This is a genomic window from Gryllotalpicola protaetiae (assembly GCF_003627055.1).
In the GTDB taxonomy this organism is placed as follows: Bacteria; Actinomycetota; Actinomycetes; order Actinomycetales; family Microbacteriaceae; genus Gryllotalpicola; species Gryllotalpicola protaetiae.
The window spans coordinates 3,065,853-3,082,687 of record NZ_CP032624.1 but is presented as its reverse complement, the minus strand read 5'-3'; the positions used below and the strand labels follow the sequence as shown (position 1 = coordinate 3,082,687).

The following is a 16,835-nucleotide window of genomic DNA, read 5'->3' as shown; positions in this document are numbered from 1 at the left end:
CTGCCGCAACCGTTCCTTCCGGAATGCGCTCACTCTTGGCCAAAGCTACTTGAACCTCTCCAGATAGCTGCTCGCAGCCTGCTGATATGCCGCTAGATTCGGGTTTGAGGGACTGACCGCGCCGATCTTGTTAAACCCACCGTTCGCCGCCCTCGCTTCCGGATAACGCTGATAGAGCCAGTCTTCCAGCCCGCGCTGCTCAGCATAGTCGTCCGTGTAAAATTCTTCATTGAAGTCAAACTGGCGCAGTATTGGGTCCTGTGCGTGCTGGCCCTGCCTAGCAACGAAGTCTTTCGTGCGGCCGGTGCGCACGACGTTTCCGTCACCGTCACGAAGTGTGTAGACGCCCCCACGCGCGTCCGCGGCGTTCTTGCCGGCGAAGACGTCGCCGAAGAAAGACTCGAATTCCGCTCCGAGGTCTTCGGCCGCTCCGTCTTCCGGTGCGGCTTCGGCGGCGGAGTTCATCCAGAGCATCTGCATTTGCGTGTTGGCCGACATCAGGTCCAGCTCATCGCCCAGGCTCTCCTCGCCCGGCTTAGCTGAGGCCCCAAGTCCGTAGTTGTCCTGCTGCCAGGCCTTGGCCATGGCATCCTTGAAAGCCTTAGAACTCGCGACAGTCAGGCCCCAGAGGTATATCTGCCCTAGTGGTGTTGCTTCGTATGCGGCCTGCTTCTGATCCGCGATCATCGTCGCGCTGGCCGCGGTGGCGCTGCCCTTGCTTGTCCCACAATTCGTTGCCTGGGTGAGAGCACCATTGCTCTGAAGGCATTCCCCCGAGGGGTCGGTGTCGGTGACCGGGTCGTTGCCGGCGTACGCGTACGCGTTCAACGACGCGAAGCTCGTGGCGTCCAGCAGCGGGTCCGCGGTCGTGAACGACCCGGTCGCCGAGTCATACAGGCGCGCACCCACCTGCGTGAGCCCGGAAAGCGCCGAGGACGAATCGTTCAGGAACCCGCGGTCCGAGGACCACGAGACGCCCGTGCCGCGGGTGTTGCCGAACGGGTCCGTGAACCTCTTCGTGACCTGCCCGGTGGCGGAGTTCACTTCCACATCCGGTGAGCCGTCCACGTCCACGCCCAGCCAGTACAGGCTCGAGGTCGTCGCCCCGGCGGCCGCGTCGCGCTCGGCGAACGGGACCCCTTCGACGCTGTACGTGCGGGATGCCGACGCGCTGGCCGCCCCGGCGGCGAGGCGCACCTCGGTGTCCCCGAGGAACAGAGTGGAGCCGGTGGGGTCGATCTGCAGCAGCAGGCTCCCGCCCGCGTCGTACACGCGCGTCTGCGTCGAGGTGCCCGAGGTGATGGTGGCGGTCTTGCCCTGCGAGTCGTACGACGCCGTCAACGCACCCAGCTGGGTAGCATCCCCGGCCGCATCCCAGCTATAGCTATACGGCTGCGTGCTGGTTGTCGCACCGGTGGCGGCGATCTGTGCGACCGCATGCGGATGCGGCGCCCCGGCCGCCGGATAGCGGTAGGCCGCCACCGTGTCGGTCCCGGATGCTGTGGTGGCGTGCTGGGTGGCCGAGAGCCGGTTCCCGGTCGCCGTGTCATACGTGAACGACTCCCAGTACGGCGCCGGACCACCCAACGTGGTCGAAGACGGTGCGGCCGTGCAGGAGGCGGAGGACGGCGACCACGCCGTCACCGGACATCGGCGTCCACGCCTTTGTTAGGGACGACGGGTCACGAAGGCGGCGCGTTCACCAGGAGTGTGTCGACGTACATGGAGAGGCTTCGTGAAGCGCCTTCTTCCCAGCGCTTTCGAACACGCGAGTGCGGAAAGATCCGAAGGGAGTGAAAGACCACAAGCGCCGCAGTCTCGTATTGTTCATCCCAGACCCAAGAACCGTCGTATCTCTGCCGGATGGCCTCACCGAAGTAGGCGCCGATGACCCGCACCATGGCCGCCCGCAGCTCATCGGATGCCTGGAGCCAGGGAGTCAGGCTGTCGATCAGCTCCTCGAGACCCGAGAGGGTGTTGAGCCGCCCATCGAGGCTAAAGCCGTTGCGGAGCGCAAGACGCTGACAGATCTCAGCATCCGAGATCATCTGCGGCTGGAGCTCATCACCGCGTTGCCGCATTGCCTCTCCTCAACTCAGAGCCAGCTGAGGCAGGTTTTCCCACCCGTCTTTGACGAATGCCGCATGGCCTAGCCCGGTCTTGATGCGAGCGGCGAGTTCGGCCCGATCATCGGGGGCATCAGTAAGGCTCGCATAAAGCCAGCACGCCAACCCGCCTTCAGCCTCGGACGTCTTAGACCACGGCAGGCCCTCAACAAGCCCTGCCCCGAACGCCTCTACATACCGGCCCGAAAACCAATTGAGCCAAAAGATCCCAGGAAGTCTTTGATTAATTGTTCCACTTACATACTGCTTCATGAACTCGGGCCAAGTATCTAAGAATGCATAGGCAATATTATGTCGTGCAAAAAAGTCGCTTTGAAAAAAGCTTGACAAGATGTTTATGTCACGCAGTCCGGGCCGATCAATAGCCACGTCTACAAGGTTAGCGCTTCCCTGACTCTGTGCAGTGGGCATGCACGCACGTATCCCGACTGTTGTTCGCGGGCCCCGCCCGATGAGATCGTGGCAGGGAAGCTCATGCGTAACTGGCGGAATAGTAAGAAGCTCCGTAACAACGGCTTCAGTATATAGCCTTCGTACTGGCTCCACATCATCTATGCGATCGAGCTTGACGCCATATGATTGAATTTCGTTGAGTACGGCAATGAGCTTGGCCGGATCGGTAAGGACAGTGTCGAAGGCCATCCAAAGGTACAAACTCTCCATTATTCTCCGTACGGGACGAAAGCGCCAGGACCGCGCCGGACCAGGATCTCCCCACCCGAGCGTGCGATCGCCTGTCGCAGGGGCGCAGACACCACAGTGTTCGAGTTGACCACGATATTGACTTGCTTGCCTGTTGCAAGGTAGTTCCTGAATTGATGCGTCTTCGCCTGGTATTTGACGTCCTTCACTTCCCAGATCTGGCCTCCGTCAACAGAATCAGGGATGCTTCCGCCCGGGACTTTCGCGGTGTTCTTGGTCAGTCCCAATTCTTCCAAGGTATCGGCTTCGAACTGCTGCCCCCTAAGCAACTGTGGCGGAACTGCCCCCGAATCCGCTAGATCGGCTGAGCTCTTCCCGCTGAAGACATCGGCCATCAGCCCTTCGAATTCCGCTCCGAGGTCTTCGGCTGCTCCGTCTTCGGGTGCGGCTTCGGCGGCGGAGTTCATCTGCAGCATCTGCATCTGCGTGTTGGCCGACATCAGGTCCAGCTGCTCGCCCCAGGTCTCTTGGCCGGGCTTCGCCTTCGGAAGCGTGTAGAGCCGCTTGACCGCCTCGGCGAACGCCGGAGAGTTCAAGTAGTCCGCGTAATGCGCCAAGTACTTCTGTCCGGCGGGTGTTGCTTCGTACGCGGCTTGGGCGTGGTCGGCGGCCATCGTCGCGCTGGCCGCGGTCGCGCTGCCCTTACTCGCCCCGCAATTCGTTGCCTGGGTGAGAGCCCCGTTGCTCTGAAGGCATTCTCCCGAGGGGTCGGTGTCGGTGACCGGGTCGTTGCCGGCGTACGCGTACGCGTTCAACGACGCGAAGCTCGTGGCGTCCAGCAGCGGGTCCGCGGTCGTGAACGACCCGGTCGCCGAGTCATACAGGCGCGCACCCACCTGCGTGAGCCCGGAAAGCGCCGAGGACGAATCGTTCAGGAACCCGCGGTCCGAGGACCACGAGACGCCCGTGCCGCGGGTGTTGCCGAACGGGTCCGTGAACCTCTTCGTGACCTGCCCGGTGGCGGAGTTCACTTCCACATCCGGTGAGCCGTCCACGTCCACGCCCAGCCAGTACAGGCTCGAGGTCGTCGCCCCGGCGGCCGCGTCGCGCTCGGCGAACGGGACCCCTTCGACGCTGTACGTGCGGGATGCCGACGCGCTGGCCGCCCCGGCGGCGAGGCGCACCTCGGTGTCCCCGAGGAACAGAGTGGAGCCGGTGGGGTCGATCTGCAGCAGCAGGCTCCCGCCCGCGTCGTACACGCGCGTCTGCGTCGAGGTGCCCGAGGTGATGGTGGCGGTCTTGCCCTGCGAGTCGTACGACGCCGTCAACGCACCCAGCTGGGTAGCATCCCCGGCCGCATCCCAGCTATAGCTATACGGCTGCGTGCTGGTTGTCGCACCGGTGGCGGCGATCTGTGCGACCGCATGCGGATGCGGCGCCCCGGCCGCCGGATAGCGGTAGGCCGCCACCGTGTCGGTCCCGGATGCTGTGGTGGCGTGCTGGGTGGCCGAGAGCCGGTTCCCGGTCGCCGTGTCATACGTGAACGACTCCCAGTACGGCGCCGGACCACCCAACGTGGTCGAAGACGGTGCGGCCGTGCAGGAGGCGGAGGACGGCGACCACGCCGTCACCGGACATCGGCGTCCACGCCTTTGTTAGGGACGACGGGTCACGAAGGCGGCGCGTTCACCAGGAGTGTGTCGACGTACATGGAGAGGCTTCGTGAAGCGCCTTCTTCCCAGCGCTTTCGAACACGCGAGTGCGGAAAGATCCGAAGGGAGTGAAAGACCACAAGCGCCGCAGTCTCGTATTGTTCATCCCAGACCCAAGAACCGTCGTATCTCTGCCGGATGGCCTCACCGAAGTAGGCGCCGATGACCCGCACCATGGCCGCCCGCAGCTCATCGGATGCCTGGAGCCAGGGAGTCAGGCTGTCGATCAGCTCCTCGAGACCCGAGAGGGTGTTGAGCCGCCCATCGAGGCTAAAGCCGTTGCGGAGCGCAAGACGCTGACAGATCTCAGCATCCGAGATCATCTGCGGCTGGAGCTCATCACCGCGTTGCCGCATTGCCTCTCCTCAACTCAGAGCCAGCTGAGGCAGGTTTTCCCACCCGTCTTTGACGAATGCCGCATGGCCTAGCCCGGTCTTGATGCGAGCGGCGAGTTCGGCCCGATCATCGGGGGCATCAGTAAGGCTCGCATAAAGCCAGCACGCCAACCCGCCTTCAGCCTCGGACGTCTTAGACCACGGCAGGCCCTCAACAAGCCCTGCCCCGAACGCCTCTACATACCGGCCCGAAAACCAATTGAGCCAAAAGATCCCAGGAAGTCTTTGATTAATTGTTCCACTTACATACTGCTTCATGAACTCGGGCCAAGTATCTAAGAATGCATAGGCAATATTATGTCGTGCAAAAAAGTCGCTTTGAAAAAAGCTTGACAAGATGTTTATGTCACGCAGTCCGGGCCGATCAATAGCCACGTCTACAAGGTTAGCGCTTCCCTGACTCTGTGCAGTGGGCATGCACGCACGTATCCCGACTGTTGTTCGCGGGCCCCGCCCGATGAGATCGTGGCAGGGAAGCTCATGCGTAACTGGCGGAATAGTAAGAAGCTCCGTAACAACGGCTTCAGTATATAGCCTTCGTACTGGCTCCACATCATCTATGCGATCGAGCTTGACGCCATATGATTGAATTTCGTTGAGTACGGCAATGAGCTTGGCCGGATCGGTAAGGACAGTGTCGAAGGCCATCCAAAGGTACAAACTCTCCATTATTCTCCGTACGGGACGAAAGCGCCAGGACCGCGCCGGACCAGGATCTCCCCACCCGAGCGTGCGATCGCCTGTCGCAGGGGCGCAGACACCACAGTGTTCGAGTTGACCACGATATTGACTTGCTTGCCTGTTGCAAGGTAGTTCCTGAATTGATGCGTCTTCGCCTGGTATTTGACGTCCTTCACTTCCCAGATCTGGCCTCCGTCAACAGAATCAGGGATGCTTCCGCCCGGGACTTTCGCGGTGTTCTTGGTCAGTCCCAATTCTTCCAAGGTATCGGCTTCGAACTGCTGCCCCCTAAGCAACTGTGGCGGAACTGCCCCCGAATCCGCTAGATCGGCTGAGCTCTTCCCGCTGAAGACATCGGCCATCAGCCCTTCGAATTCCGCTCCGAGGTCTTCGGCTGCTCCGTCTTCGGGTGCGGCTTCGGCGGCGGAGTTCATCTGCAGCATCTGCATCTGCGTGTTGGCCGACATCAGGTCCAGCTGCTCGCCCCAGGTCTCTTGGCCGGGCTTCGCCTTCGGAAGCGTGTAGAGCCGCTTGACCGCCTCGGCGAACGCCGGAGAGTTCAAGTAGTCCGCGTAATGCGCCAAGTACTTCTGTCCGGCGGGTGTTGCTTCGTACGCGGCTTGGGCGTGGTCGGCGGCCATCGTCGCGCTGGCCGCGGTCGCGCTGCCCTTACTCGCCCCGCAATTCGTTGCCTGGGTGAGAGCCCCGTTGCTCTGAAGGCATTCTCCCGAGGGGTCGGTGTCGGTGACCGGGTCGTTGCCGGCGTACGCGTACGCGTTCAACGACGCGAAGCTCGTGGCGTCCAGCAGCGGGTCCGCGGTCGTGAACGACCCGGTCGCCGAGTCATACAGGCGCGCACCCACCTGCGTGAGCCCGGAAAGCGCCGAGGACGAATCGTTCAGGAACCCGCGGTCCGAGGACCACGAGACGCCCGTGCCGCGGGTGTTGCCGAACGGGTCCGTGAACCTCTTCGTGACCTGCCCGGTGGCGGAGTTCACTTCCACATCCGGTGAGCCGTCCACGTCCACGCCCAGCCAGTACAGGCTCGAGGTCGTCGCCCCGGCGGCCGCGTCGCGCTCGGCGAACGGGACCCCTTCGACGCTGTACGTGCGGGATGCCGACGCGCTGGCCGCCCCGGCGGCGAGGCGCACCTCGGTGTCCCCGAGGAACAGAGTGGAGCCGGTGGGGTCGATCTGCAGCAGCAGGCTCCCGCCCGCGTCGTACACGCGCGTCTGCGTCGAGGTGCCCGAGGTGATGGTGGCGGTCTTGCCCTGCGAGTCGTACGACGCCGTCAACGCACCCAGCTGGGTAGCATCCCCGGCCGCATCCCAGCTATAGCTATACGGCTGCGTGCTGGTTGTCGCACCGGTGGCGGCGATCTGTGCGACCGCATGCGGATGCGGCGCCCCGGCCGCCGGATAGCGGTAGGCCGCCACCGTGTCGGTCCCGGATGCTGTGGTGGCGTGCTGGGTGGCCGAGAGCCGGTTCCCGGTCGCCGTGTCATACGTGAACGACTCCCAGTACGGCGCCGGACCACCCAACGTGGTCGAAGACGGTGCGGCCGTGCAGGAGGCGGAGGACGGCGACCACGCCGCCGTCAGCTCACTCAGCGCGTCATAGCCGAAGCACTGCGTATCAGTCGCGGCGGCGCTGGTGTTGCTCTCCTGCGTGATCCGCCCGGAAGCATCCCTGGTGTACTGCCGGTCGGCGAGGATCGTGGCCGCCGATCCGGTCGCCGCCTCATCCTGCAGCGCGTTCAGGTCCCCCGTGGCGGGGTCGTAGCCGTAGGAGGTGTACAGGTAGGTCGATCCGGTGGTGTGGGAGAAACCCGCCAGCTGCCCCAGACCCGTGTGGTTCACCGACCCGTAGGCCACACTCCCGCGCACACTCGTGACCTGATCCCGTGAGTCGCGGAGGATATGCAACGCCTCCGACGGCAGGCTGCCCGCGGCGGGATCCGTCTGCAAAGCAAGGGACCCATCCGCGGAATACGCGAAGCTCGTCGTGAAGCTCGAGCCGCCGAATGCCGGCGCGCCGGCCGGAATCGACACTGTCGACGACAGCTGCTCATCGAGCGTGTTGTAGCTGCCGACAGCGGTCTTGTAAGCGAGACCTGGCGAGCCGGGGGTCGAGCCGGTGTAGGCGGTAGAAGAGGTCAGGTCGCCCTTGTCCAGGGTGTCGTAGACCCAGGAGTCCAGGATCGTGCCGGCGCTGCCTGTGGCGGTGCCCTGGTAGGTGGCGGTCTTCCTGTTCAGCCCGTCGTAGGTGTAGGACAGCGTGGTGCCGTTGCCGTCGGTGCTGGTCAGGAGGTCGCCGGCATCGTCGTAGCTGCTCGTTGTCGTGCCGGTGTCGGGGTCGGCGGCGGTGATCTGCTGCCCGAGCACGTCGTATGCCCACGTCCAGGTGTTCCCGGCGGGGTCGACGGTCTTCGTCATGTGACCGGCCGGGTCGTAGCTGTACTGGGTGGTCTGCTGCGGTGCCGTCGGGCTCGGAGACGCGGCGAGGTAGTCGACCAGGCTGGTCTGCTGCCCGAGCGAGTTGGTGTAGCTCGTCGTCGGAGTGCCGCCGGCAGGCGGCGTGGTGTCGGTGCGGTCGGCGCCGCGGTACGTGAAGGCGGTGGTGCGACGCAGTGTCCCGCTGCTGTAGAGGCTTGTGGTCGTGGTGCGGCCGGCGCCGTCGTAGCTGGTGTCGGTCTCCGAGGGGATCTGCTGCTGGCTCGCCGGCACGAACAGGGCCGTGGCCGGGTTGGCCTGGGTGGTGACGTAGGGGCTGTTCTGCAGGTCCACGCGGCCGGCGGCGTCGTAGCCGGTGTCCGACATGACCGTGCCCTGGCTGCCGCTGGCCTGGGACTGAACCTGCCTTCCGAGCCCGTCGTAGAGGTCGATGGTCGTGTTGGACGTGTTCGCCGACTGGGTGACGGTCGTGATCGTCGATGCGGCGGTCTGCGACTCGGTGTAGCTGTAGCCGATCGAAGCAGTTGCTCCGGCGGACTGGGACGCTGTCGGGGTCCACACCCCAGTGCGGCGCCCGAGCGCGTCGTAGGCCGCCGTGGTCAGGTGGCCGTTCTGATCGGTCACCGAAGTCTCGACGCCCCACGCTGGGTTGTAGGCGGTCGTCGTCGTCCAGCTCAGCGGGTTCGTGGTCAGCTCGCTGGTCAGCGGGCCACGCGCTGCCGGGGTGTAGACGGTACTGGTGGTGTGGCCGAGCACGTCGGTGACCGCCAGCGGGCGGCCGAGACTGTCGTAACTGGTCGTGCTCGCGGTGGCCCAGTGGGCGGTGGCCGCGGTGGTTCCCGTGTAGCCGTCGACTTCTTGCGTGGCCGTCAGGTGGCCTTTGCTGGGTGTGGCCGCCGGGGCGGTCGGCGGGGTGGCCGGGACGCTGGCGCCGTCGTAGTAGTCGGCGGTGTCGGAGAGGACGTCGGCGGGGTAGCGGGCGGTGGCGGTGCTGGCGCAGGGGACGGCGAGTGCGGTGACGCGCTGGATAGCGCCGATGATCCAGGCGGTCGTGTTCGGTTGGGTGTAGCCGGTTGTGGTGCAGCTTGTGCCTGCGTCGCTGGTGGCCTTCTCGGCGGTGGTGATCAGCCCGTTCCCCGGGTCGTAGCTGTTGGTTGTCGTGATGGTGCGGTTGCCGCCGGCGGAGAGCGGCTGGGTGGTGACATCCACGCCGTCTTCGACGAAGCGGGCGGTGTGGGTTCCATCGTCGGCCTTCACGGCCGACGCCCACGGTGTGGAGACGGTGTCGGACAGGATGGCGCCGCCAGCGCCCTCGAGGCTCTTCTGCTCGCGGAGCTGACCGGCAAGCCAGAGCGAGTCGTGGACCGTGCTGGAGCCGGTCACGTCGACGGTCTTGGCACCGCCGGTGGTGCTGGCGCGGTCGCCGTCCATGCCCTGGAAGTAGGTGTAGTCCGTTGTCTGCTGCAGAGCTGGCGTGCTGGAGTCCCCGACGCGGACCTCGACGGTGTTGTAGCCGGCGTACACGTTCCAGGTGCGCTGATCGGCCGGTGTCAGCGGAGAGGTGTTGTACCGCCAGGCGGGTGTTCCGGTGTATTGGTAGTCCGTCTCGATCGGCCGGTCGTTGCCGCCGCCAGTCTTCGGGTCATCCAGTGTGGAGGTGACCACGTACTTGAAGAACAGGTCGAGCTTCGGGGTGGTGTACGGCAAGACGCCGGGGGCCCAGTACTCGGGGTAGCAGAGCTTCGTGTTCGTGTTCGCAGCCGCCTCGATCGCCGCAGCATTCGCCGGCGTGCAGTCGCTGCTGGTGGTGTAGTTGACAGCGAGGGATTCCCCGAGGCCGGTCTGGATCGCGGAGATGCGATATTTCATCAGGGGCGCGAGGCCGTCGATGGCCCACACCCTGTTCTGCATGGGGACGCCGCTGAACACGGTGGGCGGTTCGGTGAGGCTCGCCGAGCCGGTGTAGCCGGTGTGGGAGATCTGGGACAGCCACAGTGCCGCGTTGGTGCCGTCGCCGGGGCTGGGGAAGCTATGGCTGAGCGTCCAGGCGTCGACGTTCGCGTAGCTGCTGCCGGTGAAGTACTGAGTCGTGACGCTCGCCAGCATCGAAGTGGTGAAGAACGTCGGGGAGACGAGCCCCGTGCACGCGCCGGAGGCGCAGTTCTGGTCGAAGGGCACATCCGGGTAGTTCGCGGGCGTCGCCGGGGTGGCGATTTGGCCCGAGGCCGCTTCGCTCGTGCATCCGCTGCCGGCCGCGCAGCGCCCATTGGCGGCATATGAGAACGTGACCCGGTCGCTCGCCGCGTTCGCCACGTATGGGGCGTTGCCGGCGATCCCGTAGTCGATGTGGTCGAGCTCGCCGCCGCGCGTGTAGGAGACCGCTGTGGTGCCGTTCTGGGAATAGTGGTTGGTCTGAGCGTCGTAGTAGAGGGCTTCGGCGTTCCCGTCCGGGTCGAGGATGTAGTCGAGGTTCCACCGCCACGCCTGGGTGCACGAGGAGGTCGCGAAGGTGCTGGCGTGGCACGGCTCGCCCGCATCGTTTCCGTAGACAGGCACGGTCCAGGCGGAGTTCGTGGCGGCGTTGCCGGATGACCAGCCGGGCAGCTGGTTCAGCCCGAAGAAGTACTGGGTGCCGTCGGTGGTCGTCACCTTCCAGCAGTCGTCGTCGTATGTCCCGTTGGACGGGCCGCAGCCGGCGGCCTGGCCGACGAGGTGCTCGATGCGGGAGCCGTCGTCGGCCTGCATGACCCAGGTTCCGGTGGCGGTGTCCTTGACGAGCTGGCCGGAGTGGCCGTCGAAGGAGATGGTGGCATTGTCGCTCTGCCAGCACAGGTCGCCGGAGGTCGCCACCGGGCCGCTTGGGCCGCTGTCGTCGGAACAGGGTGTGTAGCTGCGCTCGATGAACCCGCCGCCGGACAGGCTCCAGCTCTCGCCGACGGAGCCCGGCTGGTTGTTCGTCGACCCACTTTCGCCGTCGACGGCTTGCGAGTCGTAGTCCAGCGCCAGGGCCGGCGCGGGGCCTGCCGCGGCCGGTGGGGTGCGCAGCGGGTAGGACCAGGCGAAGTCGCCGGTCTGCGTCGACACGTTCCAGCTGTCGGAGGGCTTCAGCGGCGTGGCCGTGAAGTTCCCGGTCCCGGTCGCTGAGACGGGGGCGGCAGTGGCTTGCAGCAACGTTGTCGTGCTCGTGGTCGTGGCCGTGAGCGTCACGGCGCTGGCTGTTGCGGCGACTGCCGGTGTGTCGCTCGGGTCGGCGCCGGTCGCTGCGGCCGCGGTTTTCGAGGCCGTGGCAGAGTCGGCTGGTTCCTGAGTCCAGCGCAGCCGGCTTGCGAAGTCGGCCCCGTAGAGGCCCTGCAGGGTTCCGGCGGGGATGTTGACGGCGACCACGCCGCTGCCGGCTTGCTTGTCGGTGCGGTGCAGGAGGAGCGCGAGCCCGTTCGCGCCGTAGCGCTTCGCGTCGGTCTTGCTGAGAACGGTCACGCTGTAGCCGACAGTGTTGGCCTGCGTCGAGTCCGCCGGCTCGATGGGAGCCGTCCGGATGCCGGTAGATCCGATCTCGGACCATTTCCGCCCGAGGTGGCCGCCGCCGCCGTTCGGAAGCGTGACATCGGCGCCGCGGTCCGGGCGGCCGGGGGCGATGTCGCTGGTGGTGGTCACAATCTTGGTCGGGGCAACGGCCGCGGACTTGAGGGCGTGCGCGGCCGTGGAGACCGGCCGCGCGAGTTCTCCCGGGACAGGCTTCGCCTGCGGGAACTCGTACGGATGGAACTGTTCCGTGGCGCCCGCCGGGGTGGCCGCCGCGAATGACGAGGCGAGGATGGCGACGGCAGCCAGAGCCGAGAAAGTGCGCGAAAGCCAGGGCATCGAGCGTGGCATCGGGTCTCCTTGCACAGTCGCGCCGACTTACTCGGCCGGGCTCAGGAAGTAGAGGTTCTCGATCTGCTGGTGGTCGAGGATGCCCTGGTAGACGCCGGGGTCTGCGATTAGCCCGTTCCATGAGTCCAGGGTGAAGCCGAGGCTGGTGGCGCCTCCGATGACGACATGGCCGGTTGCGGAGGTATCACCGCTGGGCACCGCGTATCCGGCGACGGCCGAGGGGTCCACGACGTCGCCGACGCGCACCGAAATCTGATGGTTGGATGCGTCCCATTCACCGATCACCAGCGACCACTTCCCCAGAGGCAGGCCCGGCGCGGTCGCACAGGGCATCTGCCCGGCGCCCGCCTGCGTGTGGAGGCACATGCGCGTGCTGCCGCCCGTGCTGCCGGAGCCGCCGGGCGATTCCTGCAGGTAGAACCCCGACGACGTCGCCCCGGATTCGGAGAGGATCGTGTGGTAATGGGTCGACGCTGCGGTCGTCTGCTCGGGATACACCCACGCGGCCGCAGTGAAGCTCTTCGTCGTGTCGATGGCCTGCTGGCTCGTCTGGTCTTGCCCGAGAACGGCCGTGTAGCCGAGGGTGGACTCTACGATCTGCCCTTCGCAGTTCGAGGAGGGTGAAGTGAAGTGCTCGGCGCCGACGCGGCACCGGTAGATCGCCTCCGACGGGATACCGGCCGGGGGCGCGGCCCAGATGTAGCCGAGCGTCGTCAGGCTGTACCCGCTCTGCCCTTCGCAGTTGGAGGAGCCCGTCGTCATCTCATCCCCGGTGGAGAGCTTGCACTCATACAGGGCGTGCGTGCCGCTTGGCTGCGCGCCGTCTGTGCTTCCGATCGCGCCGAGGTTGACGCTCTCCAATGCGTAACCGGACGGCAGCGCACCTTCGGTGAACACCATGTGGTCGCTGCCGTTGTTGCCACGGTGCAGCACCGAGTAGCCGGCGAAGGAGAACGCCGCGCCGATGGAGTAGCCGGCTTGGGCGAGATCCGTTGGCAGGTCGGCCTGGGTTGAAGTCGCGTCTGCAAGGCTCTGACCGGAACCGAGTGTCACGGGCAAGGCTGTCTGGTTGGTGTCGGCCACGCTGCTCTGCGTCGGGCTGACCCCCACGTCGGTGACCCATTCATGGCCGCCGCCGGTTGTCGGGTTCACGCCGTCATCGGCGCCGACCGCGAGCGTCGCGGTCGGCAGGGAGAGGAAGCCGGACGTGATCGCCGAGCCAGAAGGCGAGACGTTCCCCGCGCCGTCGACCGCCTCCACCCACAGGGTCGCCTGCGGGTAAGGAGGTGCGACGGTCAGCGCCGTTGTTCCTGCCGAGGCGCACACGATCGTGTACTGGCCCTGGTAGGAGGGGCAGGCGGCCAGCGCCTGGCTGTTGCCGGGAACGTAGGGCACGGACGCCACGTTCGCGGTCGGCCCTGGCGTGCTGCTGCTCGTCCACCAGTACACGAGTTCTGCCACGTGGTCGGCGCTATTCACCGTCACGTCCACCGTCGACGGCTTGCCGATCGTCAGACTTGTCACGCCGGAATCCAGTGTGACCGTCGGCCAAGCTGGCGCCTCGTTGTCGACGCTGAAGTAGCACGTTCCAGATGCCGGGCCGGACAGCGTCCCATCGTTGGCTGTTGCATGCCAGGAATAGCTGCCATCGCCCAGAGCGCCTTTCGGGATCTGGGCCGTCTGCGCACCCTCGGCACCCGATGCGGTCCCGTTCCACGCTGCGGTGCCCACTACATTGAATAGAACGCTGAGGTCGCCGCCATCCGGGTCGGTCGCGCTGGCCTGCAGTGTGATCGCCTGCGCCTTGCTGTTCACCCATGCCGGCGCAACTGCAGTGCCGCAGCCTCGCACGGGGCTGGCGATCGAAAGCCCGGTCGGCCCGTTCGGCGCCGAGTCGTACGTCACAGCCAAGGTCGCGTTCAGCGCCCAGTGCTTGCGGTCCGAAAGGTTCGACTCATCGCTGGCCCTCAAGCCGAATTGTGTCGAGCCAATGGAATTTGACGCCGCCCACTGCATCGCAGCCGCCACACCCACCCCGTTCGTTCCCGCCACAGGGGTGAACGTAGCCTGCGGGTGCGCCCACACATTCGCCGTCGCGTTCTCCTGATTCCAGGTCGCTCCGGGAGTCAACAGCGGGCTCTCGATCAGATACAAACCGGCGGTGTCTGTGCTGCTCCAGCTCTCGGTCTCGTTCAGCGTCAATCGCGCATCGGAAATTGTCTTGCCCGCTAAGGCTCCGGTCGGGAACTGCCAAAACGCCCGCGAGCGGTACGAGATCCCGTCCTGAACCGCAGAGCCCGTCCCGAGCCAGCTCGAGTTGTAGTTGCCGTTCAGGTACGACTGGTTCGGGTAGGCCATATCGTCATACCAGTGGTCGTTGTCGCCGGAAGACCACGCCGGGTCGACGAAGATCGGGTACACGGCGCTCGTGTCACTTCCGATCGCGGTGATGTCCAAGTCCTCGTGCGAGGCTGTCACGGAATGCGCGACGGGCTTCGGCTCGGCCTTGCCGCCAGGGCCCGCAGGGCTCGAACCCGGTTGCGAGGAGTCCCACCACAAGGGCTCCTGCGCCTTGACCTTCGCACCCGAGGAGAACGTCGCGACGGTGGAATCGACCTGATCCTCGCTCAGCGTTGCGCCCTGCACGCCGAGCTCCAGCGCTTGCAGTTGTGGGTTCGCAGCCGCGGTTTCCGAGTGCACCTCGAAGATCTCCGACATCCCCGACGGCGTCGCCGACAGCACCAGGTCGACGCCCGGCAGCACCGAGCTGTAGGTCGCCGTCGACCCAGATATTGATGGCACCGGCAAGATCCCGTCCGGCCAGGTCTGATCGGCCCAGGAGCCATCCGGCGCCTGAATCCTCGCCATCGTGCTCGTGTTGCCGCTCGAGAACTCGATCCCGTTCGGAACTGTGGATGGCGTCCACAGCCCGTCGGCTGCAAGTGTGAGCTTCGTGTTCACTGGCTTCCACGCGCCATCAGAGAGCACTCGCTGCGGCACGGAATCCGAAACCAGCTGCATCTGACCATCAGGCAGCGCGAGGACCTCAGTCGTTGGTGTGCTCTCGCCCGTCACGCCGACCGCGTGATCGTGCGCCGCGGCGATCGCCTCGGCAGCCGCGTCCGACGCAGCCCATTGAGCGTCTGCCGGACTCAAGTCGGCAGCCGGCGCTGTTGCCGCCCGAGCGGGCAGCGGAGTAGCCAGCCCGCATGCCAGCAGCACGACTGCGGCTCCTGCCGCGATTGCCATCGTTGACCGAAACACTCGAGCCCCCAAACCCGTGACTGAGAGGACACTACGAGCCGATCCATGGCCAGAGATATGGCACCTGCGTGCCATCTTCGCGCGCCCCGTCTACCCCTGAGCGGGGGCGTTGTTCCCCGAATCTTGGCGCTCATAGCATCTGCGTAGGCGCTCGAGAGGGGGACGGTGCTATACGACTCGGGCAAGCGCGAAACGGATCACGCGCGCGGCGGGAATGCCGCTTCCGCCCTGGTCGAAGATTTCACCACCGAACTCGCCTCACGCGTCGCAGCTTCCAGAGCGCTCGCGACGCGGCGGATGGCGCGCCGTGTGGCTCTTCTCACGGCGGGCTACGCTCTCGCGCTGCTCAATGGCGATGTACTAATACCGACCGATACCGATGGAATCGCACAGGCACTGATCGCGGATGGGAACACTTCAGAAGAACTCGTACTGGGCGCATCGATCTTGTTCGGCCTCGCGGTCACTCATCTCGGCCGCGTCCGCGCCGAGAGCAGCGAGGCGATCGCGAACGCAGCCAATCGCGCCATCTTGATCTGGCTCACGCCGACCATGACTGCCTTCGGCCGATTGTCCTCAGGCCCCCACGCGGCTTCTTTGGCCACAAGCGCCGCCGCCGCAAGCCGCCTAACCAGGCGAGAACGAGAGGTGCTTCTCGCCCTCGCGGCGACGACGCGCACCTCGGACCTGTGCCAGATGCTCACCATCTCGGCCAATACACTCCGTCACCACATCTCGAAACTGTGCGAGAAGCTTGGGGCTCGCAATCGATATGAGGCTTTACTCATCGCCCAACGGCTCAACCTCACGACATGACCGCAGTTGCAACGGAGCTTCCGCCGAGACATCGCCAGGAACCGATTCCCACTATTTAGCCGATTCCTAGCGATGCGCGCTTACCGTGAGCACATGGCGGGCCTGCGCGCTCGGGACTTACGAACCCCCGGCCCCCGCGCGACGTTGGCTGTCGCCGGGGCGATCGTCGCCGCGCTCGTGGTGGTGGTCGCCGTGCTCGCCTTCCGGCTCGGGGGCGCGAGCGACGCCGCGGCGAGCGCCACCCATACTCCGAAGCCGACGCCCAGCCCGACCGCGCCGACGGTCGCGCAGCTCTACCGCCTGGTCGGCCCGTCGGTCGTCATCGTGCAGACGAGCACCGGCGAGCTCGGCACCGGCATCGTCGCCACCAGCGACGGCACGATCATCACCGCGAACCACGTGATCTCGGGCGGCGGCACGATCGAGGTCGCCTTCTCGGACGGCACCGAGACCCAGGCATCCGTCATCTCGTCAGACCTGACCACCGACATCGCCGCGCTCGCCCCCGCCCAGCTGCCGCAGCCGCTCGTGCCCGCCACGCTCGGCGGCGACACGACGGTCGGCGCGCCCGTTGTCGCGATCGGCAACCCGCTCGGGCTGAGCTACAGCGTCTCAAGCGGCGTCGTGGCCGGCACCGATCGCAAGGCCGACACGGATGCGGGCGAGTTCAGCGGGCTGATCCAGTTCGACGCGAGTGTGAACCCCGGCAGCTCGGGCGGACCACTGCTCGACGGCAGCGGCGACGTCATCGGCATTGTCGTCTCGATCGCCGACCCCGGGCACGACGGCGCGTGGGCAGGCGTCGGCTTCGCCGTGCCCATCGGCGCGGCCCTCGGCGGCACCGGCACAGGCGAGCCGGCGCCACAGCTCTAG

The 16,835-nt window shown here is 65.8% G+C and carries 11 protein-coding genes; 3 read left to right on the top strand and 8 right to left on the bottom strand.

Going from position 1 to position 16,835, the window contains the following annotated elements; genetic code table 11:
• Positions 1–45: 45 nt before the first annotated feature.
• Positions 46–1,482 carry an RHS repeat-associated core domain-containing protein gene (locus tag D7I44_RS14950; RefSeq protein WP_162940312.1) on the bottom strand — a complete coding sequence of 479 codons (1,437 nt, stop codon included), beginning with the start codon at positions 1,480–1,482 and terminating at the stop codon, positions 46–48.
• A 1-nt stretch (position 1,483) separates the two neighbouring features.
• Between D7I44_RS14950 and D7I44_RS18310 the strand changes: the two genes are divergently transcribed.
• Complete coding sequence (locus D7I44_RS18310; protein ID WP_162940311.1) at positions 1,484–1,672, top strand: hypothetical protein; 189 nt, start codon at positions 1,484–1,486, stop codon at positions 1,670–1,672.
• A 10-nt stretch (positions 1,673–1,682) separates the two neighbouring features.
• On the opposite strand, the gene D7I44_RS14945 is transcribed toward D7I44_RS18310, so the two are convergent.
• The 7 genes from D7I44_RS14945 to D7I44_RS14920 are packed head-to-tail and all read right to left on the bottom strand — an operon-like array spanning position 1,683 to position 15,131.
• On the bottom strand, positions 1,683–2,081 hold the full coding sequence (locus tag D7I44_RS14945; protein ID WP_120790220.1) for a hypothetical protein: 399 nt from the start codon (positions 2,079–2,081) through the stop codon (positions 1,683–1,685).
• Between the two features lie 9 nt (positions 2,082–2,090).
• Positions 2,091–2,768, bottom strand: a complete 678-nt coding sequence (locus D7I44_RS18305; RefSeq protein WP_162940310.1) for a hypothetical protein — start codon at positions 2,766–2,768, stop codon at positions 2,091–2,093.
• 20 nt (positions 2,769–2,788) lie between these two features.
• Complete coding sequence (locus tag D7I44_RS14940) at positions 2,789–4,399, bottom strand: RHS repeat-associated core domain-containing protein (protein WP_120790221.1); 1,611 nt, start codon at positions 4,397–4,399, stop codon at positions 2,789–2,791.
• 38 nt (positions 4,400–4,437) lie between these two features.
• Entirely contained in the window at positions 4,438–4,836 is a 399-nt protein-coding gene (locus D7I44_RS14935) for a hypothetical protein (RefSeq protein WP_120790220.1), read from the bottom strand.
• Between the two features lie 9 nt (positions 4,837–4,845).
• A complete protein-coding gene (locus tag D7I44_RS18300; protein ID WP_162940310.1) occupies positions 4,846–5,523 on the bottom strand; it encodes a hypothetical protein in 678 nt (225 codons plus the stop codon).
• 20 nt (positions 5,524–5,543) lie between these two features.
• Positions 5,544–11,882 (bottom strand): RHS repeat-associated core domain-containing protein, encoded by a 6,339-nt coding sequence (locus D7I44_RS14930; protein WP_162940309.1) that lies wholly within the window; start codon positions 11,880–11,882, stop codon positions 5,544–5,546.
• A 27-nt stretch (positions 11,883–11,909) separates the two neighbouring features.
• The gene (locus tag D7I44_RS14920; RefSeq protein WP_162940308.1) at positions 11,910–15,131 is read right to left on the bottom strand and encodes a LamG domain-containing protein; all 3,222 of its coding nucleotides are present in this window, start codon (positions 15,129–15,131) and stop codon (positions 11,910–11,912) included.
• A 180-nt stretch (positions 15,132–15,311) separates the two neighbouring features.
• Here D7I44_RS14920 and D7I44_RS14915 point away from each other — a divergent pair, with 180 nt between their 5' ends.
• Both D7I44_RS14915 and D7I44_RS14910 read left to right on the top strand, forming a co-directional pair.
• On the top strand, positions 15,312–15,962 hold the full coding sequence (locus D7I44_RS14915) for a helix-turn-helix transcriptional regulator (RefSeq protein WP_120790216.1): 651 nt from the start codon (positions 15,312–15,314) through the stop codon (positions 15,960–15,962).
• Between the two features lie 93 nt (positions 15,963–16,055).
• The gene (locus tag D7I44_RS14910) at positions 16,056–16,835 is read left to right on the top strand and encodes a S1C family serine protease (RefSeq protein WP_120790215.1); all 780 of its coding nucleotides are present in this window, start codon (positions 16,056–16,058) and stop codon (positions 16,833–16,835) included.

Coding starts and splice junctions, on each gene's coding strand:
- D7I44_RS14945 (WP_120790220.1), bottom strand. CDS start 2,081: ATGCGGCAACGCGGTGATGAGCTCCAGCCGCAGATGATCTCGGATGCT.
- D7I44_RS18305 (WP_162940310.1), bottom strand. CDS start 2,768: ATGGCCTTCGACACTGTCCTTACCGATCCGGCCAAGCTCATTGCCGTA.
- D7I44_RS14935 (WP_120790220.1), bottom strand. CDS start 4,836: ATGCGGCAACGCGGTGATGAGCTCCAGCCGCAGATGATCTCGGATGCT.
- D7I44_RS18300 (WP_162940310.1), bottom strand. CDS start 5,523: ATGGCCTTCGACACTGTCCTTACCGATCCGGCCAAGCTCATTGCCGTA.
- D7I44_RS14930 (WP_162940309.1), bottom strand. CDS start 11,882: ATGCCACGCTCGATGCCCTGGCTTTCGCGCACTTTCTCGGCTCTGGCT.
- D7I44_RS14920 (WP_162940308.1), bottom strand. CDS start 15,131: ATGGCAATCGCGGCAGGAGCCGCAGTCGTGCTGCTGGCATGCGGGCTG.
- D7I44_RS14910 (WP_120790215.1), top strand. CDS start 16,056: ATGGCGGGCCTGCGCGCTCGGGACTTACGAACCCCCGGCCCCCGCGCG.